At 63.5% G+C, this 21,775-nt stretch carries 23 protein-coding genes; 7 read left to right on the plus strand and 16 right to left on the minus strand.

The window, feature by feature from the left end; translation table 11 throughout:
• Positions 1 to 119: 119 nt before the first annotated feature.
• Positions 120 to 809, plus strand: a complete 690-nt coding sequence (locus W823_RS33840; protein ID WP_152537972.1) for a hypothetical protein — start codon at positions 120 to 122, stop codon at positions 807 to 809.
• 70 nt (positions 810 to 879) lie between these two features.
• Complete coding sequence (locus tag W823_RS33845) at positions 880 to 1,665, plus strand: class I SAM-dependent methyltransferase (RefSeq protein WP_023954653.1); 786 nt, start codon at positions 880 to 882, stop codon at positions 1,663 to 1,665.
• A gap of 124 nt (positions 1,666 to 1,789) precedes the next feature.
• Here the strand turns inward: W823_RS33845 and W823_RS33850 are convergent, their stop codons facing one another.
• The 4 genes from W823_RS33850 to mobC all read right to left on the minus strand — a co-directional run bounded on the left by W823_RS33850 (position 1,790) and on the right by mobC (position 6,075).
• Positions 1,790 to 2,104, minus strand: coding sequence for a hypothetical protein (locus W823_RS33850; RefSeq protein WP_023954655.1), 315 nt, complete (start codon positions 2,102 to 2,104; stop codon positions 1,790 to 1,792).
• Between the two features lie 210 nt (positions 2,105 to 2,314).
• Positions 2,315 to 3,598 carry an IS256 family transposase gene (locus W823_RS33855; protein ID WP_031331253.1) on the minus strand — a complete coding sequence of 428 codons (1,284 nt, stop codon included), beginning with the start codon at positions 3,596 to 3,598 and terminating at the stop codon, positions 2,315 to 2,317.
• A gap of 153 nt (positions 3,599 to 3,751) precedes the next feature.
• Complete coding sequence (locus tag W823_RS33860; protein ID WP_023954659.1) at positions 3,752 to 5,647, minus strand: hypothetical protein; 1,896 nt, start codon at positions 5,645 to 5,647, stop codon at positions 3,752 to 3,754.
• Positions 5,644 to 6,075 (minus strand): plasmid mobilization relaxosome protein MobC, encoded by a 432-nt coding sequence (gene mobC, locus W823_RS33865; RefSeq protein WP_051406331.1) that lies wholly within the window; start codon positions 6,073 to 6,075, stop codon positions 5,644 to 5,646. Before mobC ends, W823_RS33860 begins: the two co-directional genes overlap by 4 nt.
• Positions 6,076 to 6,415: 340 nt before the next feature.
• Between mobC and W823_RS33870 the strand changes: the two genes are divergently transcribed.
• The 5 genes from W823_RS33870 to W823_RS33890 all read left to right on the plus strand — a co-directional run bounded on the left by W823_RS33870 (position 6,416) and on the right by W823_RS33890 (position 9,821).
• A complete protein-coding gene (locus W823_RS33870; protein WP_023954663.1) occupies positions 6,416 to 8,500 on the plus strand; it encodes a KAP family NTPase in 2,085 nt (694 codons plus the stop codon).
• A 48-nt stretch (positions 8,501 to 8,548) separates the two neighbouring features.
• On the plus strand, positions 8,549 to 8,755 hold the full coding sequence (locus W823_RS33875) for a type II toxin-antitoxin system HicA family toxin (RefSeq protein WP_023954665.1): 207 nt from the start codon (positions 8,549 to 8,551) through the stop codon (positions 8,753 to 8,755).
• A gap of 23 nt (positions 8,756 to 8,778) precedes the next feature.
• Complete coding sequence (locus W823_RS33880; RefSeq protein ID WP_031331256.1) at positions 8,779 to 9,177, plus strand: hypothetical protein; 399 nt, start codon at positions 8,779 to 8,781, stop codon at positions 9,175 to 9,177.
• 3 nt (positions 9,178 to 9,180) lie between these two features.
• On the plus strand, positions 9,181 to 9,375 hold the full coding sequence (locus tag W823_RS33885; protein ID WP_023954669.1) for a hypothetical protein: 195 nt from the start codon (positions 9,181 to 9,183) through the stop codon (positions 9,373 to 9,375).
• An 86-nt stretch (positions 9,376 to 9,461) separates the two neighbouring features.
• Positions 9,462 to 9,821 (plus strand): hypothetical protein, encoded by a 360-nt coding sequence (locus W823_RS33890; protein WP_023954671.1) that lies wholly within the window; start codon positions 9,462 to 9,464, stop codon positions 9,819 to 9,821.
• A gap of 52 nt (positions 9,822 to 9,873) precedes the next feature.
• Here W823_RS33890 and W823_RS33895 read toward each other — a convergent pair whose 3' ends face one another.
• From W823_RS33895 to W823_RS58315, 12 genes are all read right to left on the minus strand, one after another.
• Positions 9,874 to 11,247 carry a DNA integrity scanning protein DisA nucleotide-binding domain protein gene (locus tag W823_RS33895; RefSeq protein WP_081729609.1) on the minus strand — a complete coding sequence of 458 codons (1,374 nt, stop codon included), beginning with the start codon at positions 11,245 to 11,247 and terminating at the stop codon, positions 9,874 to 9,876.
• Between the two features lie 51 nt (positions 11,248 to 11,298).
• A complete protein-coding gene (locus W823_RS58590; RefSeq protein ID WP_051406332.1) occupies positions 11,299 to 11,706 on the minus strand; it encodes a hypothetical protein in 408 nt (135 codons plus the stop codon).
• A 9-nt stretch (positions 11,707 to 11,715) separates the two neighbouring features.
• Positions 11,716 to 16,998, minus strand: coding sequence for a DEAD/DEAH box helicase family protein (locus tag W823_RS33905; RefSeq protein ID WP_051406333.1), 5,283 nt, complete (start codon positions 16,996 to 16,998; stop codon positions 11,716 to 11,718).
• Positions 16,999 to 17,084: 86 nt separating this feature from the next.
• On the minus strand, positions 17,085 to 17,711 hold the full coding sequence (locus W823_RS56225) for a hypothetical protein (protein WP_023954677.1): 627 nt from the start codon (positions 17,709 to 17,711) through the stop codon (positions 17,085 to 17,087).
• A gap of 174 nt (positions 17,712 to 17,885) precedes the next feature.
• A complete protein-coding gene (locus tag W823_RS0127710) occupies positions 17,886 to 18,434 on the minus strand; it encodes a thermonuclease family protein (protein WP_023954679.1) in 549 nt (182 codons plus the stop codon).
• A gap of 5 nt (positions 18,435 to 18,439) precedes the next feature.
• On the minus strand, positions 18,440 to 18,667 hold the full coding sequence (locus W823_RS57615; protein ID WP_023954681.1) for a hypothetical protein: 228 nt from the start codon (positions 18,665 to 18,667) through the stop codon (positions 18,440 to 18,442).
• Positions 18,668 to 18,736: 69 nt separating this feature from the next.
• Complete coding sequence (locus tag W823_RS57620; RefSeq protein ID WP_152537973.1) at positions 18,737 to 19,732, minus strand: CPBP family intramembrane glutamic endopeptidase; 996 nt, start codon at positions 19,730 to 19,732, stop codon at positions 18,737 to 18,739.
• A 172-nt stretch (positions 19,733 to 19,904) separates the two neighbouring features.
• Positions 19,905 to 20,276 carry a hypothetical protein gene (locus tag W823_RS33915; RefSeq protein ID WP_023954685.1) on the minus strand — a complete coding sequence of 124 codons (372 nt, stop codon included), beginning with the start codon at positions 20,274 to 20,276 and terminating at the stop codon, positions 19,905 to 19,907.
• Between the two features lie 37 nt (positions 20,277 to 20,313).
• Positions 20,314 to 20,529, minus strand: a complete 216-nt coding sequence (locus tag W823_RS33920) for a hypothetical protein (protein ID WP_023954687.1) — start codon at positions 20,527 to 20,529, stop codon at positions 20,314 to 20,316.
• On the minus strand, positions 20,526 to 21,155 hold the full coding sequence (locus W823_RS56230) for a DnaB-like helicase N-terminal domain-containing protein (protein WP_023954689.1): 630 nt from the start codon (positions 21,153 to 21,155) through the stop codon (positions 20,526 to 20,528). The genes W823_RS33920 and W823_RS56230 overlap by 4 nt, the downstream gene beginning before the upstream one ends.
• 34 nt (positions 21,156 to 21,189) lie before the next feature.
• Positions 21,190 to 21,492, minus strand: a complete 303-nt coding sequence (locus W823_RS58310; protein WP_023954691.1) for a hypothetical protein — start codon at positions 21,490 to 21,492, stop codon at positions 21,190 to 21,192.
• Positions 21,493 to 21,549: 57 nt separating this feature from the next.
• On the minus strand, positions 21,550 to 21,768 hold the full coding sequence (locus W823_RS58315) for a hypothetical protein (RefSeq protein WP_023954693.1): 219 nt from the start codon (positions 21,766 to 21,768) through the stop codon (positions 21,550 to 21,552).
• Positions 21,769 to 21,775 lie beyond the last annotated feature (7 nt).

Here is a 21,775-nt window from a genome sequence, read left to right on the forward strand (position 1 = left end):
CCTGTTTGACTCCGACTGTGGTGCTAGTCGAACTGTCATTGGTGGCTGGTGGCGTGCTGAGTCTGGCGCGGGCGGTATGGGTGTTCGTGCTCGTGGAAGCGTCTTTAGCGGTCGTTGGTTTGACAGTGATTGTGGCCGCCGTGCACCACTATCGGAGCGCTGCGAGCGCAGGTAGCGAAAGTCGCTGGGAAGCAACTCAATCGGCTCTGCGCTCAGTGCTCCCCCGGCGTGCCGCACAGGCAATGGGGATCGAAGCCAGAGCGTGGTGGGCGTTAGCTCGCTGGCCGCGTCATCGCCGGCCGGGTCGCGGTAAATTCTCCTATGGCCGCGATCTCCGACCGCTGCTCGGCATGGTCATCGGGCTACTCGTCCTCGAAGGGCTAATCATCGAGTTCGTCGTGGGCGCCATGTTCGGCCACGGCTGGTGGCTGTGGGTTCTGGCCGCAGTTCACCTGTACGCAGTGTCCTGGATCCTGGGGATCCTCGCGTCACTGCGCACCCTTCCGCACGAAGTGAATGAACGGTTCATCGTGTTGCGTGACAGCATCTTTTACGAGTACCGACTGCCCCTCGATCAGGTGAGGCTCGGCCGTGTTGCCACCACGCACAACACCGGCCGGTCGGGCTTAGTCATTGACCCGCACACCAACGTGGGCAGACTGTGTCACGGCGAGGGCACCGTGACCATCGAGTTCAACCACCCCGTACAGATGGCTGACGCATACACCCGACGACTAGCAATCTCCGTAGACAAACCCGCCGACTTCGTCACCACCGTTCAAACGCTCCAAGCCAGCGCAGGACGCTGAATTCATCTGTATGCGGCCCGTTTACCGCTTGGCCGTATCTATGGTCGTGACGAGCAAAGGGGGACGGCACATGCTTGAAGAAGGTCAGCGCGGCGAACGCCGGAACGATGTGAATGGTGTCGCACCGGTCTACGACCGGATTGGGATCGGTTATGCCACCGGCCGCCAGCCAGAACCGCGATGGATGCGGCAGATCGAATGCGCTATCGGTGATGGTCTGCGGGTGCTCGATGTCGGCGCGGGCACTGGCTCCTACGAACCCACAGACCGGACTGTGGTGGCGGTGGAGCCATCGCGGACCATGATCGAGCAGCGGACGCAGGCCAGCGCCCCGGTTGTCCAAGCAGTGGCTCAAAACCTGCCGTTCGCGGACGGTCAGTTTAATGTCGCGCTCGCCATCTTGACCGTGCATCACTGGGCAGACGTGGATGCTGGCATTGCCGAACTTCGTCGGGTATCGCGCCGACAAGTCGTCCTCACCTACGACCCCACGCTGCACGCCCAGTTTTGGCTCTGCGACTACATTCCCGAAATCGCTCACTTCGAGCTCGGCCGTGCACCCTCGGTCGAACGTCTCGCGTCCCTGCTCGAATCCGAGGACATCCGCACGTTGCGCGTCCCCGCCGACATGCGCGACGGTGTCCTGGTCGCAAACTGGCAGCGGCCACAGGCCTACCTCAACCCCGCTGTCCGTGCCTGCTGCTCAGGCCTGGCCCAACTCGACCAGCACGCGGTCGACACCGGGATCCGACAACTGAGAACCGACATCGCTGACGGAACATGGGACCGGCGCTACGGACACCTAACCGCTCAAACTGACTACGACGGCGGCTACCGACTGATCATCGCCGAATAACAGAATCGACGGCATCCCAACCAGAAGTACCGCTACGACCGCACGATGACGGCGGTAGCACTGGTTCAGTACAGATCCACTTCGTCTGTGCGGGAATAGCCGCCGACGGCAGCTGGCTCGTTAGTCACTCGTCGGTAAGCGTCGGGGCGAAGCGGCGTGCCCAAGTTTCACGGACGGCGACTGCAACCAACACCACAGCCACGGTGGCCATCGTGCTGAACTCGACAGCGTCGAGGACACCGGGGGTAGCCAACAACAGCAGTCCAAACGCCACGCACGGCGCGGCTACCGTCACGATCCCCGGTACTACCTGGCGTACTGCAATCGCCTCGACCGCAGCGGCGATGAGCACCACCGCAAACGTCACCAACGACCACACCTCCAACTGCGTCCACGGGTCCTGATACGACGACGATGCAGAGAAATTCGCGATAGCCACTGGCGCTTGAATCGGAGTGTTGGCCGTCCAGTTCCCTGACCACCCAGCGGGGGACGTGGCGCCAAGGAAGTAGCCGTAGCCATAACTACTGGCACCCGTCCAAGTAATGCCACCCGCAAAGAGGGTCACCACCATAAAGACCCACCACACACTATGGCCAGTGATTCGGGCGAGGGACTATCCCGTTAACGGTGTTTCGGCCGTTTTCCATTAGTAGGTTTCTGATCCGGGCCAACGGTCCGCGAAGGTGATCGCGAAAGCGTTCAGAGCGGGCTTCCACCGTGTGATCCATCGTGCCTGACCTCTGCCGGTCGGGTCCAGCGAACGGGTCACCAGGTACAAACATTTCAACGCGGCCTGCTCGCTGGGGAAATGACCTCGTGCTTTCACCGCACGCCGGTACCGCGCATTCAGAGACTCGATAGCGTTGGTAGAGCACAAGACTCGCCGTATCTCGGTGTCGTAGTCGAGGAACGGGATGAACTCTGGCCAGGCGTTGTTCCACATCCGGATGATCGCCGGATACCGTGTGCCCCAGTTCTCGGCCAGGTCGTCGAAAGCAGCTCGGGCGGCGGGCTCGCTCGGTGCTGTGTAGATCGGCTTCAGTTCCCGTTTGAGCGCGTCCCAGTGCTGCCGTGCCGAGAGCCGAAAGGTGTTGCGGATTAAGTGCACGACACATGTTTGGACGGTGGTGGCCGGCCAGACGTTCTCCACCACCTCCGGCAGTCCTTTGAGACCGTCGCAGACCAGGAAGAACACGTCCTTGGTGCCGCGGTTGCGGATGTCGGTGAGCACGCTCATCCAGAACTTGGCGCCCTCGCCACCGGTGCCGGCCCACAACCCGAGTACGTCGCGGCGGCCGTCCAGACTCACCCCGATGGCGGCGTAGATCGGCCTGTTCGCGACCTGGCCGTCGCGGACTTTGACGACGATGGCGTCGATGAAAATCGCCGCGTACACCTCATCGAGCGGCCGCGCGGACCAGTCCTGCATCTCCTCGATCACCTTGTCGGTGATCCGCGAGATGGTCTCCTTCGAGACCGATGCGCCGTAGATTTCCGCGAAGTGCGCGCTGATCTCACCGGTCGTTAAACCCTTGGCGTACAACGATAAAACGATCTCATCCACGCCGTTGAGTCGGCGCTGTCGTTTCTTGACGATCTGCGGTTCGAAGGTGCCTTCGCGGTCTCTGGGGACTTCGATCGGTACCTGGCCGGTGGACTCGGTCAGCACCGTTTTCGGCCGGGTCCCGTTGCGGATATTTGTTGACTCCCGATCGGGCTTGGCTTGGTTCTTGTCGTGCCCGAGGTGCTCGGTCATCTCCTCGTTCAGCGCGGTTTCCAGGACCGTTTTGGTGAACTGCTTGAGCAGCCCATCCGGACCCGTCAACGACAGGCCCTGCTCCTTCGCCAACCGCACCAGCTCAGCTGCCGCCGCCTCCTCGGCCGACGGTGGTGTCGATTTCTTCTTCGTCACATCATCTAGTGTCGTCATCACGGCACCCTTCCCGCTGAGCATTCACCCAGCGTGTCGGGCCAAAACACCGATTAAGAAACAGTCCCTCGGGCGAGTGAGAACACGCGGTGCCGGGTCATGGCCACAAGTGTTGCAGGGCTTGCAATCAGCCCGTGGGGTCGGTCAAACGGCTTACCGGCGTGGCCCGTCTCGCCGGCGGCGGAGTGCGTCGTCGTATCCGCTTCGCCGGGGTGAGGCGTCCTGGTGTCGCGTATCGCTGGACGGTTGCGCGAGTGGGCCGCGTGTTGGTGTCGGTGGTTGCAGGGCGGCGAACTCGTCGTCCGAGAGATGGCGGCGTGCGGGTTCAGCTTCGAGGACTGCCGTGGTGCCAACGATTCGTTGGGCGCGTTCAGCAAGTTGTTGCTCGCGTAGCGCTGTCAAACGTTGTGCAGCAGCGGCGTTGTTGGCAGCTGCTTGTGCGTCGGCGATCGCTTCGACAGCGGCCAGGAGTTGGCCCATGACCATCGCCCACGCCATCGCCGGGTCGGTGTGCGCTGACGCCATCATCAACACCGCGGCGGCGCGTGTGCCCGATGACCGGGTGCGCATCACCGGGCGCGGTCGGCTGTAGGTCCGTGAGGCGGTGCGCGCCAATGTGTTCGCTGCGTGCGCCAGTGGCCCGGGGATCGGTTCGGTGCGCGAGGACCACGCGGCGAACACCCCCGATACAACGCCGGCTGCTCGTGCGACCTGCTCGCCGTCTTCGGCAGGGATCGACCGGACGTAGTCGGTCCACCCCGCCAGCTCGCGGCGCGCCTGGTCTAGCTGCCGCCGCTGGATCGCGGCAGCATCGACACCTTCGGCCGCTGCCACTGCCGGTTCGTCGGGCACCGTGTACGGCAGCTTCGCTCGTGCTCGCTCGACCGCTTCGGGATCACGTGCGGGTGCGCCAATTGCAAGCGTGCGCCACCGCCGCCGAGCCATGCTGTCGATCTCCGAACTGGCCACACCCCACTGCTTACGCAGCTGTGTGATCGTCAGGTCGCGACCCAAACTCGTTCCCGAGTACCAAACGACGTCCGCCGCGTCCACGCTCGCTTTGTCGGTCCCCGCCGACATCAATCCGACCGAGTAGCCGACGACTTTGTTCTCGGTCTCCGACCATCGCGGCCGCACCACTACGTCGAGCTGCTTCGCCAACAGCTCGACAAAGTCGGCCTCGTCGTTGGCTGCTGTGGCGGCCGCGCGCACCCGACGTGCCAGTTCGAACCGCACCGGCTCGCCGCGCTGCTGCTTTGCTTTCTTGCCCGCCTCGGTAACCGGGCGATCGGCCGTGCGGCCGGCCTCCACGGCGGGTGCATCAACGTCGGGGCGCATCTGCAACGCGGTCTCGACCTCAGCCTGGTGGTACGACGGCGACACAGCTTGGTCGTCCCGGTCGATCTGCAAGTTGTATTTGCGTTCGAGCATCTGGATGACCTTCGAGGAACGTGGGCCGTCACCTTGCGGCTTCTGTCCCGGCGCGGGGGGCACGAACAACTTCACCAACGACCCGTCCTCACGGACCATCGACGCCGCTATATGGATGTGGTCGTTGCCGTTCGCGCTCTTGCCGTGATGGATGGCCACCCACCGGCTACCGGCGTCGGTGGGATCGACCGAGTCAAAGCCCATCTCGCGCATGAAGTCCTCGGCGATCTTCCCCCACAACTCATCGCTCAACTCGGCCTCGTCGGCTCGCAGAGCCAGCGAGCACTGCCACACATTCGCATCTTCCACCCGCGCCATCGCCCGCGCCCCGGTCTCGGTGTAGCCCTCCGCCAGCGCCGCCTTCTTACGTTTGGGATCGACCCACGGGACCTTCACGTCATGCAGCACGTGAGGTTCATCGAGTTCGCGGGCAACCGCGATCGCGTCGTCTTTCGACAACACCCGAACCGAGCTATCGGCCGACCACATGAACCGCTCGACCGCACCGCCGCGACCGGCAACCATGTGCGGGTTGGTGTGCTCGTTGTGCTTACCCGGACCCTGCAAGTAATAGATCAGGCCGGCCATCTTCTGGCCGCGAGTGATCTTGCCCCTCACCGCGTCACCGCCCCAGACCGCGCAGCCGTACGACCCGACGACACCTGACGCATACGCCGCGTCACCTCGTCGCACGACCGGGTCACCGACGCCAACGCCGCCGACAACTCCTCCGGCAACTCACCGTCAGTCGAGTTCACATGCTTGGCGATCTGGTTGATGTTGCGGCCGATCGCCAGCAACAGATTCCGCGTGTCCGCAGCCTGCTCCAACGCCACCAACGCCTCCTGCCGGCGCGACATCACTGCGTCCGGACCCTCACCCCGCCACTGCGGATTGAGCGTCGATTCGATCAACAATCGCGGCACCGACACCCCCTCAGCCGCCGCGCGCAACACCAACAACTCGCGCTGCTCATCAGTCGGCTTGACCTTGAACGGTGACGCAGTCCGCCCACCAGGAACATTCGCCTGCCGCTTGCGCCGCACCGACGTACTCCCCGTCACGCGAACCCCCTGCCAATGCCGTCCCGGTGCCGAAGGCCCGCGCCCCAAGCGCGGAACCTCATCTCTTCTCGGTGTTCAGCCTAGCCCCAAGCTAGGCAGAACACCACGACTTAGGGGACCTAAGTCATATCTTGCTCCGCCGGACTACCGTCCGTAGGGCATCCCGCCTCACACTGCGGAGCATTCGGGGAACGGCCGCGCTTCGCGCGACCAACAATCGGCCGCTGCGCGGCCTCCAGCTGGGGACAGCGGTGGTGTCTCCGCGCCACAGCAACTCCACCCGTCCGGCGGTCGGGGTGCACACTCTGGGCAGACTGTGGCTATGGCTGCTGCGTGGAGCGACTCTCCGATCACAACGAAAGACGACGATGATTTCAATCGAGCGGACTACGCGGTGCACGCCGCCCACTTGGTCGCAGCGAGTCACTCCTGGGACGACAGCATTGTCTTCGGCCTGACAGGCCCCTGGGGCAGCGGGAAGAGTTCGATGCTGGCAATGATCGGCGAAGAACTCCAGCGGTCCCACCCCGACTGGCGAATCGCGAGATTCACCCCCTGGGCGACAAGCGATATTGGTGGACTCTTCGGAGATTTCTACGCATCGCTCGGCGAAGCTCTACCAAAGAAGAAGAAGGCCGAAAAGGTGCGTAATGCACTCGGTACGCTGGCACAAGTATCCGCACCCGCAGCGAACGCCTTGCCCTTCGGCGGCAGCGTGGTCGCGGGAGCGGTCGGCGCCGCCGGCGACGCCCTAAAACAACAAGAACCATGGGACGCCGCTTTCAAGAAGGCTGTTGAAACCCTCAAAAAGCTGAACACACCCGTCCTGATGATCGCCGATGACATCGACCGTCTACAGACCAGCGAGCTGCTCGCGCTACTCAAAGTTGTTCGACTTCTCGGCCGTTTTCCGGGTGTCCACTACCTGCTCGCCTACGACGAAGCCACGCTCTACCAAACTCTCTCTGGCGCAAACTTGGTCGGAAAGAACGACGATGGCGAAGCAGCTCGATTCATGGAGAAGATCGTTCAGTACCCGCTTGTCGTACCACCGCTGCTGCGTCCTCAACTCCTGTTCCGACTTGACGCTGGAATTGACGCCGCGATGACCGAGGCGCAACGGCCGGCACTAACCAGCTCGCGCCTTAGCCAGCTCATAGACGTCTACCTGTCACAACTGTCGACACCCCGCGCCATCGATCGATACCTTGCACAGTTACGACACCACCTCCCCCTCGTGGCCGCCGAAGAGATCGACGACGTCGACGTCATTGTGCTGACCTTGTTACGCGCGGCGTTCCCAACGCTCTACATCCAGCTGCCGCGATGGCGTGACGAGCTGGTGTCTGGCCACACCGGTGAGATGAAGCGCAACACCGGGTCAACTATCGAGTACGAGCCCTTCAGCGTCGAGGATCTTCTAGCGCGGGCGGCCGTCCCGAAATCGTCTCGGGAAGATGCCCGCGTTCTCTTGCACGACCTGTTCCCGAAACTCTCCCCCCACGGATTCTCCAGCGGCACTCCTCGCCCTCCTCGCATCAACGATCCGCGGTTCTTCGACCGATACTTTGCAATGGGAATCCCCACCCACGACGTTGCCAATGCTGAAGTAGCCCAGGCGGTCAACTCGGCCACCGCAGGCGACCCCGTGGCCCTGGCAGCTCTCTTGACACAGCCCAACGTCCAACGAGTACTCCTCGTGATCGACAAAGGCACCGACACGTCAGAGGCCATCCCGCTAAATGATGCCGGGGATACAAAACGTCTCGCTCTAATCGACACCTTGCTGTCTGTCGTTGGGCAGATCCCTGACGACGAGGACAGCTTCTTCATGAACCCTCCACGTCATGTCATCGCCTGGGTCGCCACACTTCTGACTCAACTCACGGACGCGATTGGCGAGCCCGCCGTCACACAGGCGCTCAACAAGGCACCCACGATCGACGCGCGACTCGAGATCGTGCGCCTCACCGAACGAAATGGTGACCAACCGTCGTGCTGGAAGACAGTGACCACCAACCTCGGTCACGACATGACCGCCCGAACGCTGAACCACCTACGAGCCCAGGACAACGCGGCCGAGGACGAAGCGCCCCGGTCGATGATCCAGTTCCTTATTGCACACGAACAGATCACACCGCTCGCACAATCAATCGCAACAGCTCTCGCAGCAGGCGAGTTCACACTCGGTGACGTGGCCGCCCGACTAACAACCCAAAGCAAGATCCTCGGCGTCAGTGACTCGAGGTGGAAACTCGACGACTTCGACCAAGCCACCTACGAACTCCTAGTCCCACATGACCCACATCCCTGGTACAACAGTCCACCCGAAGACGTAGATATCTCAGACACGAGCTGGGCGAACCGACGTGCATTCGCTACAGGTCGAGCGAAACAACCCACGTAACATCAACCCCCCTTGACTTGTTTCAGTCTAGGGGGGTAGACTAAAGTCATGATTGCGGAGCAGCCGACTCGTAAGGTGACCAAAGAACTGCGCGCTGCCGGGTTCACGCGTGTGCGTGATGCCAAGGGCAGCCACGGTTTCTGGGCCTGCCCGACGGGCCGACACACCATGACCATCCCCGACGGACACAAGACCATCAGCCCCGGAGTGATCCGCAAAGTGAACAAAGCAATCGCCGAGTGTGACTGCAAATGATCCCGACCCAGGAGACGACCGACATGACCTACGACGTTGAGGTCACCCGCGAGGGGCGGTGGTGGATGATCTCGATCCCCGCCCTCGACGGGCTCACCCAAACCCGCCGACTCGCTGACGCCGAAGCCGAAGCGATCGACTACATCGCCGTCGACACCGACGTCGCCAAGTCCACTGTGTCGGTGAACATCCGCGTGCACGTAGACAACGTGGACGCCACCGCAGCATCGGCAACCGTTCGTGAACTCAAAGAGAAAGCCGACCGCTACGAACGTGAAGCCAGCGAACACACCCGCCGGCTCGCCTGCGACCTCGCCGACAAAGGCATCCCCTACCGCGACATCGGTGCCATCCTCGGCATCTCCCAGCAACGCGCACACCAGCTCGTCGAAACAACGCACAAGCACGCAGCGTCCGCGTAGCCAATGACCGACCCCGACAACGCTGGACCCTGGCAGGGGTCAAAACGTGCGCGCGCCAACATCGCTGACCTCACGCTGATCGTTCGCGTTCCCGGTCGACCCGCTGACGTCCGTGTCTTCACCGACGCAGAGAAAGACGACGCCCACAAATATGCGAGCAGCGTCGGCGGCACCGTCGAACCACTCGCCACGCACTGATTGCTCTCGACCGCTGTCACTCACCCGTGGAACACTGGAAGCACTCTGCAACCAAATATTGATCCAGTGAGTGAAAGGGGACACCTGTGTCCACAGCAATCAGTTTCGATCCCGAAGTCGCTGCCAACGCGCTCCTCGCCGAACAAAGCGAACGCGAACGCGTCGTCCGCGAACTCGCCGCGTCCTACGGCGACATCCTCCAACGCGAACAGGACCTCGACACTGCCCGCGCCAAGCACTTGCAGCTGCGTGTCCGCGCCAGCGAGTTCGGCATTACCGACGCCGCGCTGAAGAAGGCCGGTATCCCCACTGTCGCCACTACATCGCGGCGCAACGGGACGACCCGCCGCGCACCGCGCCGCACCACCTCGCCGGCCACCAGCACCCCAACGCAGCACGAGAACACTGCATCGACCGACCACAGCAACCACAACGACGGCGTCTAACCTCGCAAGTTCTCCGATACAAGTGATGCCCCCAGCCATCGGCTGAGGGGCATCACTGCAGTGGTGGTTTCCAAAGCCCGACCATCCACGAAACAGTGGCATCGGGCGATTCCCAAGGCTTTGCGACTCGCACCACAACGGCCACGCCTTCATCGGCTCCCGTCGGCGCAATGCCTGGGTGACCGCACACAGGGCAATCCACCGGACCTGCACAGAGATCTGCGTCGACCAGGTCAGAGGCCGCGATGGTTTCTGTGATGAGCGGCTTTTGACATTGCGGACACTGCACCCGCTCTACCGAGACCGGGTCGGTGCGGAAGAGCTGAGACGTCGACACTGTCGGTTCAGTGGTGTCGAGGCGAAGCAGGTCTGCCCCGTCGCTGAACACGGTGACCGGGCCGTCTTCGCTTACGACAAAGACGATCGATTCCGGTACATCGTATGAAAACCTGGCCGCGGAGTTGTGACGCGTGCCTCGGTTGCTGTGCACGAACTTCTCTGCGTCGTCGCTATGTTTGAGAAACGCCTCTACGCCGCGGACAGTCCCGTCTCGGTTCACTATCGCCGCGCCATCCACCGAAGCCAACAGCGTTGCTAGTGCCTCGCGCCGTGCCGGTTCTTCCGCGCTGAGAGCAATCCCGGTCCGCCGAGCCGGTTTGCCGAGATGGGCGTCCAGACCGTCTGTAGGTTCCCGCGGAAGCCAGACCAGAGTGGCCCCGATATGACGGGCCGACAGAACGTGAAGACAGAAGTCGAGCAACCATCCGCCGACATACTCATCGCGAGTACCAGTCGTATGCATCAGGTGCATCCACCGCGTATGCGCATAGGTGCGCGAACGCCACACCATGTTCTCCCACAAGTACAGTCGTTCCCGTCCAAAGATCTTGATCACTCCGCTGGGGTGTCGTTGAACGACCCAACAGCCGTTCTCAACACAGAGAGTGATCAGATCGAGCTCATTTGACGTGTTGACGTGTGCGAGCCCGTGCCCCGCCATAGTTCGTACTACGAACGTCGACACGCCATTCGCCAACTCCCGCATCTCAGCTGATGGCGAACCAGCATCGGGGTCGGTCAACGTGTTGGGATTCTCAAACCGAGAATCTGAAGAAGACTGCGGCTCAAAAAGTTGCAGCTTCGTATGCCCAGACAAGCGAGGCTTCTCCACATCTACGGCGAAAATGATGGCCCCGTATGAGGGGGTCCTTCGCTCGTGCACCGGCGGATAGATCGCATGAAGCAACTCGTCAATCAGTGCATCGGTAAGTTGACCCACCTGATCGGGACGGATCCACCCTCGAGGAAGTGGCGCACCAGGATAAGGAGGGTCGCAAATGGTGCTCGGCTCAATCAGGGCGACATCTTCATCCCTCAGTTCGGAGATCAGACGGGCCCGACGCCTTTGCTGCTTCACCTCGTCCATACCTGCTGCTGTCTCCCAAATGGCTCTGAGTAATTGCACCGAACTTGAACACTATCGTCGCTGACCGTGTCCGTGGTGCTGTCCATCTTGGTCGGGTGGGCGGTGCTCGGGACGTTCGACGGCGACGGTGGCGTTGTGCTGCATGTGTTGTCGTGGGTGGTCGGCCGTGGCCTCCAGGACTGTCTTCGCGCGGCCGCTGCGGCGTTGGTCGCGTGCGTAGCGGGTGGCTTCGAGCATGTGCCCGCGCTGTGTCGCTGACACGAAATCGTCGGCGGTCAAAAACGGTGACTCTTCGACCATCGCCTTGGTCGGGTTGAGCATCAACGACCATCCGGGTGCGCGGCCGGCCTCGAGGAGACGTTGATCGGCGGCCTCGCGGGCGGCGATCGCTTCGGGGGTGTTCTGCGAGGCCTCGATGTCGATCCGGAGCTGTTGCATCTGCACCTGTTTGGCCTGCAACTCCCCCGCCTAAGCGAACACCGCATCCATGCGCGGTGACTGCACCTCGATCTCCCGTCGCCACCGATCGATTTCCCGGTCGATACCGCCGATCTTGTCGGGCATCCGCTCGAACGCATTCTCCAACCGCGTCGCCAACCCACTGGCGACGGCTGCGACGTTGTCCTGCGGATCCTCACCGAGCGCAGCCTGACGCGGCCACAACTGCTCCGGCTTCATAATGAATTGCGGCTGCCCTGGAACATCGAGCCACACCCACAACTCGTCGGTGCGGGCCAGCCTCGCCGCCTTGGCCACGACCCCGTTGCCGAACTCGGCCAGCTCCATCGACCGACCCATCCCCTGACCTTTGAGCGCAACGTGCACGGCCTGGGCGCGGTCGAGCAAGGCTCGGCTGCGATCGGGGCGCTCAGCGAACTCCTGGCCCTGCACGGTGAACGGTTTCCCACCGGCCGCCCACTGCTCATGCCCGGTAGTGAGGCGCTCGAGCTCCTCGCGCTCGACCTCGAGTTCGGGAATCCGCTTGTCGGCCTGGCGCACGATGCTGCGGGCATTGCGCCGTGAATCAGCGTGCGCACCCGAGAGGGCTTCGAGGTTTTTCACCTCGTCCTCCAGGTGCACCAACGTCATGAACCGCTCATCACCGGTCGCCGCCGCCTTGGTCGCCGCCGCCGCGGCCGCGATCGACTCGGCGTCGATGTCTTCGACCTCGGTCATGTTCGGATCCAGCTGACCGGACTTTGCCTGCTCGATGAACGCTGCCTTCGATTCGACCTTGCCCCACATCACTGTGTCGGTGGTCCCGGCTGTCACATACGACAGGATGCGGATGCGTTCGTTCTGGTTGCCCTGCCGAATGATCCGGCCCTCACGCTGTTCCAGATCGGCCGGCCGCCACGGCACATCCATGTGGTGCAGCGCGACCATCCGGTCCTGGACGTTCATGCCGGTGCCCATCTTCTTGGTCGACCCCAGCAGCACTGCGATCTGACCCGACCGTGCCCGCGCGGCCAGTTCCAACTTCTGTGACGGCGACTTCGCGTCGTGGATGAACGCGATCTTCTCCGCCGGGACCCCACGCTCGATGAGCCCTTCGCGCACCGCTTCGTACGCTGACCACCCACCGCCCGGTTGCGGGGTGCCCCGGTCGCAGAAGATCATCTGCAACCCGCCGGTGGTCGGTGAGACCGCCCCGGTCTCGGTGCGGTACTCGTTACCCGAGTTGTCGTGATAGATCTGCGCGACCTGCTCGGCGACCGCGTCGCTGCGGGTGTTCCCAGGATCCGGTCGCAGGTTCGCCAACCGGGGATCCAGGGCGACGTTGCGGCCATCGGAGAGCACCTTGAGGGTGTTGTCCAACTCCGGATGGCGGGGGTCGAGGTTGTCGAGGCGGTGTTCGAGATCGGCGATGAAGTCGGCCACCTCTTGGCCCGGTGTGGTCGTGATGATCTGCCGACCGTCATAGGTCGGCAGGTTCGCCGGCACCTGGGCTCGGGTGACCACATCGGTGTACTGCGCTGCCATCGCGAACATTTCACGGGGGTTGGCGAACGCCGACACCGTCGTCACCACCCGCAGCCGGGTACCGGTGGCATTGGTGATCGTCTCGGACTTGGTCGTGGTGAACGACGCCGCCCAATCGGTCACCGACCGCACCCCAGCTGTCTCGAGGACATCGGGGCGTAGGTACTGCTGCATCACCCACGCCTCGGACAGGCTGTTGGCGATCGGGGTGCCGGTGGCGAACGTGGCCACCCGCTCCGCGCCCGCCGGCAGATAGTGCCCCACCGCGCGGGCCTGGTCCTGCACCCGCTCACGCAGCAGGTCCAGCTTCATCGACAGGTCTTCGGCCTTCTGCGACCCGGTGTGGGCCAACGTGTCGATCGCACAGGTACGGGCCTTGTTCTTGTACTCGTGCGCCTCGTCGATGAACAGGTAGTCACACCCGGTCTGCTCAAACGTCACCCCGTCGTCTTTGCGGTCCTTGTCGAGCAACTTCTGCAGGCGATCATCCATCCGCTTCTTGGCGGTCTCGATCTTTTTGATCGTGGTCGGGTTCATCGAGTCCCGACCGCTCGACAGTTCCTCGCCGAGCTGGTCGATCTGGGCTTGCAGATAGTCGGTGCGCCGGTCTTCGCTGACGTTGATCAGCTCGAACACCGAACCGGGAACGATGACCATGTCCCAGTTGCTGGTCGCGGTCTGCGCGACGAACATCCGCCGATCCTGGGCGGACATGCCCTTGTTGCCCACCAGCACCTCAGCGGCCGGATACCACTGCTTGACCTCCCGACCGAACTGCTCGATCAGGTGGGTGGGCACCACAATCCACGGCTGGGCCACCACCCCGCGGCGTTTGAGCTCCATCGCGGCCATGAACATGGTGCCGGTCTTGCCCGCCCCGACCACATGGTCGAGCAGCACCGTGGACTCCGCAGCGATCCTGGCCACCGCATCACGTTGGTACGGGTGCGGGGAGAACGTCGGCGACAGCCCAGGCAGTTGCAGGAACCGGCCATCGTGTTTGGGCGGGACCCACGAGTTGAACCGGCGGTTCCACTCACCCACCAGCCGGTCACGGCGCTCATCATCGGACCACAACCACGACCGGAACTCCCCCACGATCTTCCGGGCCTGGACCTGCGCCAAAATCGTGGCCTGGGCATCAACCTCGGGTGCCCCGGTGTCTTCGCGAAGCTTCGCCGGGTTCTTCACCACGATCGGACGCTGGTTGAGCAACGCCTCGTACAACGCGACCGCGTCGACAGCCTTGTCCGGATGGGCATGATCAGCGCCGTAGTCAGTGCGCATCAGCGTCGTATTGCGCTGCCAGGACGGAACGTTGACGTCCCAGCCCTGTGAGGTGTGATCGACCGACACTTCCTCGGCGCCGAACACCTCACGCACAAACAAGGCGTAATCGGCCGGTTCGATCCACGTCGCACCCAACGTGACCGCACCGATCTGCGAGGGCTGTTTCGGCTCGGGAATCACCTCCGAGAGCGCTTCGGCGTACTCGGCCCACTCGGTGTTGCCCGGATCGTTCTCCGCGGCCGCCAACGCCCGTTCATGCTTGGCCAGGACGTTGCCCGACAGCGCCACCGCCGCCGGCACCAACAACCCGTTCTGGTCCGGGTCGGCGTACACCAGGCCGCGGATCTGCTCCCGTGCCTGCACCCGGCTCGTACCGAGCAGGTCAGCGACGCGTTCGAGGTCGATGGTCCCGGACTCGCCCAGCACGATCGACACCGCTTCCTCCGGCGACTGGGCCGAGGTCATCGATGCCAATTTGGTCACCACATCGCGCGAGAAGATCGCCGTCTTGGACACCTCCCCGGTCTCGGAGTCATAGCGCTCCAACGCCAACAACGTGGCCAGCGACGGGTCTTGGCGCAGCGCCTCGATGTGGGTTTGCCGCCGGATCGTCGGCGAGGCCTGCCACGCCTTCTCCTCCAGCTCACTGGCCACTGATTCGGGCAACGGGCCGGCGTAGGCGATGCCGTCCTGATCGGCGTTCTTCTCCCGCCACTTCTGCTCGGCGACAGCGAACTTCGCCTTCGCTTCGGCAGGAGTGCGGTCACGGCCACCGGTGATCTTGGCCCGGTTGATCGGACCATAGGCGGCCAGATAGCCGTCGTAGATGGTGCCCAGCTCCGCGCGCAGCGCCTCCCGGGTGTCGAAGTCAGCATCACCGCGCTGAGCGGCGATCGTCGCCTCCGACACATCACGCAACCGCAGCAGATGCCGGGTCTCGGTGCTCCGCGACCGTGGGATCTTCACCACCTCGCGGCCCTCGAGGCCTTGACGCACGAACTCCCCGGCCTCGGTGTCGTACTCGACCCGGCCGATCGGGGTGCGGTCGCCATACAACTCACGGGCCGTGGCCATCCCCGCGTCAAAGTCACTGGGCCGCACCACTCGCGGACGGGCAGTCAAACCCTTGCCCTGTTCCACAGCGGTGGCCACCTGACTCGACAGCACGGTGGACAGTTGCTGCGGAACCTGCGCGAGATCGCCGGCGACCACGGTGAGCTGGTTGTCGCGGTACATCCCGTTCTCGGCGCGGACCTCACCCAGAACCGCTTCGGGGTGCAGATCGAAGAACTGATTGAGCGCCACCAGCTGGCGCTCACCGCCCCGGCCATCGACCCATACCTGCCCCGAATGCAGCCAGTCGACCGTGGCCGGGTTCGGTACCTCGTCGCCGGGTTCGCGTTTGCGGAACACCAGCACATCGGTGACGACCTGTGTGGCGGCAACACGGGCAAAAGCGTTGGACGGCAACCGCACCGCGCCGACCAGGTCGGCCATGTCGTGGATCTCGCGGCGCGCTTTGTCGTCGGTGGAGTCCATCGTCCACGCCGAGGTGATCACCCCGACGTACCCGCCGGGTGCGGTCAGATGCAGGGACTTGATGACGAAGTGGTTGTGGATACGGTGCCGGCCGGGGTTGTGTACCGGGTCCGGGACCGAGAACGACCCGAACGGCACGTTGCCGATCGTGGCGGTGAAGCTGTGATCGGGGACGCGGGTCTGCTCGAAGCCCTCGTTGCGGACCTGGGCCTGCGGATAGAGCAGGTGCGCGATCCGGGCGGTCGTGGGGTCGAGCTCCACTCCCACCATCGTCGCCGACTCCGGGGCCAAACCGATGAAGTTGCCGCTGCCACAACCAGGTTCAAGGACCCGGCCACCTTCGAAACCGGCCTGCTCCAGCGCCGTCCACATCACCTGGGCGATCGCCGGATCGGTGTAGTGGGCATTGAGGGTCGATGCACGGGCCTCTCGGTATTCGCCCTCGGTCAGCAGGTCCGCGAGCTGGGCGCGTTCGGGCTCCCACTCCGGGCGCTGGTCATCGAAGATGTTCGGGCACCCACCCCACCCGGACCACGCCGAGAGGATCTGCTGCTCGCCGGGGCGGGCGTACCGACTTTCCTGGTCACAGGCTCGGGCCACCTCGAGGGCAGCGATGTTCGCCCGGGCCCGCGCCTTCTCCCCCGACGGCACCAACACCCCACCGAGGTGGGTGAACGGTACCGGCGGCACGAACACCGGCTCCACGGCCACCTCAGCGGCCACGGTGGGCTCTTCTGCCGCCGTCGGTGCCGGTGTCTCGGTGGGTTCGGGATCGGGTTCAAGACCAGCGATCTGATGGTTGGCTTTGACCCAGACGCGGGACCCATCGGGGCGGCGTGCTTCGCGGGCGCGGACTTTCGCCAGCTGCGAGACCGGCACACCCATCTCGCCGGGGGCCACCAACGGCAACGCCTCGACCTCGGACGGATCGGCCGGCAACGGGGTGCCGCCGGGATCGACTACCGCCGGATCGGTCGGGATCCGGAAATCGTCCAGAGACTCAAACAGCAGCCCCTGGGACGCTTCTAGCTGTTCTGCCGCCGCCGATCCCGGTACTGCGCCTGACGCTGTTCTGCTTCGGCCCGGCGTGCGGTCACGACCTGACCCAGCTCGGCTGCCAGCGGATCGCCCGGGCCGGTCGGCAGCGGCATCTGGTCCTCGCTGCGGGCCTGCAACAGACTCGCCGCGTACACCTGAAACCCGATCGACTCGGTCGGCCACACCTGTTCGGTCAGCTCCTCGATCTGCTGAGTCGGGTTGCTCGCCGCCGGAGTTGTCCACCGATCCATCGCCGGCAACGCTCGCATCGCCCGCTCCTCGGCCGCGTCCTGCTCGATCTGGGCTTGTTCGGCCTCCCTCAGCGCCCGGTCCTCCGGGTCCTGGTAGCCCTCCCACAGAGTCGCCAACGCGACCTCCTGCGCCGACAACCGGGCCTGATTGAACAGGTTGACCCGCTCCTGATGGTCCGCTGCCCGCCCCATCGACGCTTCCCACTCGGCGATCACCTGATGCTCGGTCGCCGCTGTCGTCTCCGCGATCGTCTGCTCGAGCTCCGCTGTCCGGTCGGTCACGAAGTCCTCGTAACTCGCCCGATCCATCTCGGCCAGCTCGGTCCGATACCGCTGGTGAACTGCCGCTTTGACCTCGCTCATTGTCTTCGCCTTCTGTCTGATTGTGCTGGGCAAATAGATCCAACTGGTCGCCACCGCGACCAGCAGAGTTACTGGTAGCCATGTTGGAGTACGCCTATTCAATTTGGTTGCAGAGTGCTCCCAGCATCGAACAGCTATGGCGAACAAGCAACCACTCGCCCAGGTGTAGCTCCCTCAGCACCTCCCCCACAAACCCTGCCCGGACGCCTTCGCATCACTCTCATCCGAACGAAACTCGTTGCGGTAGAGATAATCCTGACCCTGATAGGTGTACTCGCGGGCCGCTCCCACAGCCAGCAAACGCCGCGACAGCAACGACCCGTCCGGCAGCCACACATGCGCCAGCCGTCGGCCATACCGATCTTCCTCACCGGCCACCGGATCAGACTCCAACCGCACGACCTGCCCATCAGCGAGTGCGGCGGTCATCTCTGCGGCTTCGGGCCCAAAACACTCAGCCTCGTCTCGATCGGGCGGATGACTGACTTCGGGGGTATCAATACCGATCACTCGCACCCGACGCTCGTTGTCATTGGGCATCTGCACCTGCAGGGTGTCCCCATCAATCACCCGTAAGACCTGCACAGGTAGAGCGGTCTGGACACCGCCTGTGGGGTTGCGGACTCGGATGTCGGTGTCAGGTTCGCTGCACCCTGCGACCACAAAACCCAGACACACCAACGCCGCTACGCCCCGAAAGCGCAGCGGCACAACCCCACCCATCCTCATCACACCTCCACAACGAGATACTCCACCGGAATACCGTCGAACTCGTACTCTCGCTGTTCCGGGAGGTCGTCAGGATGTGATGGGGTGAGGTTCATGAATTGGCCTGGCACCAGCGGCTTTCTACTGGCGACGCGGGCTGTAGCGCCGTCTGCGAACTCCACTACGTAGATGGTGTGTCCATCAGTAGTGGGGACGGGGTCTGTGTTGCTAACCATGGGTAGCGGCATGAGGGTGGTCCTTTCGTTGGGTGCAAGGCGGTAGCTGAAATAGCGATCAAATGAATCCCCAGGCGTTGGTCATTCCACGTCTCGGTTAACGACTAACGCTGTGCCCTCGCTGTCCGGCTCGGGCTCCTGCTGCTCCAGCAGGAGTACAAACGAACCAGGAAATTGCCAACCGGTCACCGGGACGTGCGTGGTCGCACCATTGACGAACTGCACGCTCTGCTCCGATCGCCCGTCAGCACCCTCTCGCACTGGGTCCCTGGTGATCATCGGCAGTGTCATCGTCCGGCTGCGGCGACCTGCGTTGCCACCGGCGTCGCTGCGCAAAGTGCGGCTGTGCCGGATAGACCATCCCACCGCTAGGACCACCAGGACCACGGGCGGGGTGGTCCAAGTCCAAGTCCAGGTTTCGTTCCAGGGCCCGGCCACCGTTGCGTTGAACAGGGCGTGAGCAACGATCAAGCCGGCGAGCGATCCCAGCGCCGCATAGGCCAGTACTGCTACTGCTCCCCAACCCATCGCCAGCACACACCATTGCCACCCTTGATACATATGCAGCCCGCCCCGCAGCACCGCCGAAAGGACAATCAGGGGCACCAGAAGTGATCGATGAACGATCACGGAAATCAGAACGGGTAGTGCTGAGAAAAGTGGTTCTTCCCAAAAGCCCGCCGCGACACCTGCAACGAGTTCCCACCCAGGCCCTCCTGTTTCATCCGCCGAGGACGACCTTCCCAACCAGCCAAGATGGTAGAGCGCGATTTGCACTCCACTACTGACCGCCATCGCCACTCCGAAGGCGGCGAAAGCGGCGACGGTGCGACTAACTGCCGGCGTCTGCCACTGAGGACGGCCGAAACGTTCTTTGACACCAAGCGGCGGCAACGAAGCACAGCAGGACCGGTAAATCTGTCGTCGAACCACCCACAGGCCAGCCGTCGCGAACACTCCGAACATTGCGAACACTATCGCCGAACTGGCTGATTCACTGGTGGTTTCGTCAGTAGCGGAGGAATGATGGGCGCTCTCTGACAAGCCAGTGACACTGTCGTAGACCTTCAACAGCATGACCAACCCTGCAAGACCGACTGCTACAAGAGCCGCGATCATTACCTGCCGTGCACCGGACGTTGTCGGCCATAACGCCTGAATCCCGGGCCGCACCACTACCTGCCCGTCGCCAGGTACTTGGTTAGCTGTCGTCATCGTGTCTGCCTGTCGTCACAGTTCTCCTCGCCGGTCACGTGTTCGGCGCGGGGTGGTGGGCGTTCGGGTCGAACGGGAAGTCGGGATGCTCAGACCATAAGAACGCCAGGGACATGAGCTGCTGGTCGTTGGCCGTCTCGACGAACGAGTACAGAACACTGGCCTGACTGAATGCTTGAAGAGGGCTGAAGCGGTCGATGAGCTCGGTCACCGGTGTTTGTTCGAGTTCTCCTCGGGGATCGTCTTTGTGGCGTACTGCCAGTGCGCCGTCAGTTCGCCGGCCCCACGTCCACAGTTGGAGCAGACCGTCGGGTTCGTTGTCCTCAGCGAAGGCCTTGTTGGCGGCCCTGGCCAGCGCGGTTTGTTCGCGTAAGCGATCTTTGATGAACGCAGCAACGTCGGTCATGTGTTCTCCCCTCCCCTGGAGTGCGTGTGTGGCGATGTCAGATGTCGAACAGTCCTGGTTGCGCGGTGGCGGCCTGGGCGTCGGTGCGGGCGATGTAGGTGTCCATCCATTGCCGGATCTCGCCGGTGCTGACCTCGAACATGTCAGAGAGCGCCGACAGTGAGTGCCCGTGGTCGTGGTGCAACTCGTAGACCAGCTGCTCACGGTATTCGGGGGTTTCGTGCTCGTACAGGGTGTTATCGCTGGTGGTCATTGAACGGCACCTTCGTCGGTGAGGCCACCTGCTCGGACGGCAGCGAGGCGGTCTCGTAGGTCGCGGGCGTGGCGGCCGTGGGTGGCCATGTACTCGAAAAGGTCGTCTTCGGGCAAGGTTTCAGCGGCGGTGATCAGTCCTTCGCCTGCGGTCCGGTACAGACGCCGATAGGCAAGGGCGAGGACTTCAGCGGCATACGCGGGCGCTTGGACTCCGGTGATCTCGGGACCTTGCGCCCAGGGGTTGGCGGCGGTGGCGGTGTCGGCGACGTAGCTGAGCAGCATCGTGAGCTGAGAGGCAGTGTGTGCTTGGCCTCGTCGGCGCAGCTCCCCGAGCACAGCCACAGCGGTATGAGGGCTTTCGTCGCCGCCGTGGGTGAGGATCTGGCGGATGATGCCGAACACCTCAGCGGCGGCCGAACCGTAAAAGTCAGAGGCTCGCACGTGATCGGTGGCGGCCAGTGCGGTGGGCCGGTCGGCCCACATCAATGCGCACAGGAAGAACGATTCGGCTTGTTCAGCGGGATCTCGGTCCTCGACCAGCTCCGGGCCGGGCGGGTTCCCGCTGTAGAGGTCCAACACCTGCGCTGAGCGCTCGGGCTCCTGGTCGTCTGCTGGTGTGCTCATCGTCGTTCTCCCCCGTGGTTGATGTCGCGCGTGGTCAGTCGGTGGTGCTCGCGGTGAGGGCTTCGATGGCCCACTGCTGGCACTGACCTGCGAGGTCTTCCAACTCCGCAGCATGCCCGGTGTCCCCCTCAGCCCGGGCACGTTCGGCACCAACCCAATAGCGGGCGGCGCGCTGTTCGTACTGGGCGTGCAACCGGGCCTGTTGCGCCCGGTCCTCTTCGTCGTCAACGGCCGGAGTATTGGGGCAGCCGGGCCCGTGGGGATCGCTGAAGTGCTCGCCGCACACGGGGCAGCAATCGTCGGTGTCGGGAAGGGTGGTTGTGGTGGCTGTAGTCATCTCTGGTGTCCTCAGTTCTGGTGTATTTGGTGATTGCGGTTGGCGATGAAAGGTGGCTCAGACGACGATGGTGTTGCCCTCGGAGTCGACGTCGAAGTACAGGTAGTCGCCGGGGTACTCCTGGTTGACGCACTGGGCGTGCGGGTTGTTGTTGGCGGGGCAGCTGTAGTCGCCGCACCCGCAGAACGGGCCTGCGTAGTAGTTCGTCGCGGCGCCGTGGTCCTCGTTGACCATGCGCTCTTCGCGTTCGGCATCGATGGTGTGTGTGGTGGTCATGATTGTT

The organism is Williamsia sp. D3 (assembly GCF_000506245.1).
GTDB classification, from domain to species: Bacteria; Actinomycetota; Actinomycetes; order Mycobacteriales; family Mycobacteriaceae; genus Williamsia; species Williamsia muralis.

Coding starts and splice junctions, on each gene's coding strand:
- W823_RS33845 (WP_023954653.1), top strand. CDS start 880: ATGCTTGAAGAAGGTCAGCGCGGCGAACGCCGGAACGATGTGAATGGT.
- W823_RS33855 (WP_031331253.1), bottom strand. CDS start 3,598: ATGACGACACTAGATGATGTGACGAAGAAGAAATCGACACCACCGTCG.
- W823_RS33870 (WP_023954663.1), top strand. CDS start 6,416: ATGGCTGCTGCGTGGAGCGACTCTCCGATCACAACGAAAGACGACGAT.
- W823_RS33875 (WP_023954665.1), top strand. CDS start 8,549: ATGATTGCGGAGCAGCCGACTCGTAAGGTGACCAAAGAACTGCGCGCT.
- W823_RS33880 (WP_031331256.1), top strand. CDS start 8,779: ATGACCTACGACGTTGAGGTCACCCGCGAGGGGCGGTGGTGGATGATC.
- W823_RS33885 (WP_023954669.1), top strand. CDS start 9,181: ATGACCGACCCCGACAACGCTGGACCCTGGCAGGGGTCAAAACGTGCG.
- W823_RS33895 (WP_081729609.1), bottom strand. CDS start 11,247: ATGGACGAGGTGAAGCAGCAAAGGCGTCGGGCCCGTCTGATCTCCGAA.
- W823_RS56225 (WP_023954677.1), bottom strand. CDS start 17,711: ATGAGCGAGGTCAAAGCGGCAGTTCACCAGCGGTATCGGACCGAGCTG.
- W823_RS0127710 (WP_023954679.1), bottom strand. CDS start 18,434: ATGGGTGGGGTTGTGCCGCTGCGCTTTCGGGGCGTAGCGGCGTTGGTG.
- W823_RS57615 (WP_023954681.1), bottom strand. CDS start 18,667: ATGCCGCTACCCATGGTTAGCAACACAGACCCCGTCCCCACTACTGAT.
- W823_RS57620 (WP_152537973.1), bottom strand. CDS start 19,732: ATGCTGTTGAAGGTCTACGACAGTGTCACTGGCTTGTCAGAGAGCGCC.
- W823_RS33915 (WP_023954685.1), bottom strand. CDS start 20,276: ATGACCGACGTTGCTGCGTTCATCAAAGATCGCTTACGCGAACAAACC.
- W823_RS33920 (WP_023954687.1), bottom strand. CDS start 20,529: ATGACCACCAGCGATAACACCCTGTACGAGCACGAAACCCCCGAATAC.
- W823_RS56230 (WP_023954689.1), bottom strand. CDS start 21,155: ATGAGCACACCAGCAGACGACCAGGAGCCCGAGCGCTCAGCGCAGGTG.
- W823_RS58310 (WP_023954691.1), bottom strand. CDS start 21,492: ATGACTACAGCCACCACAACCACCCTTCCCGACACCGACGATTGCTGC.
- W823_RS58315 (WP_023954693.1), bottom strand. CDS start 21,768: ATGACCACCACACACACCATCGATGCCGAACGCGAAGAGCGCATGGTC.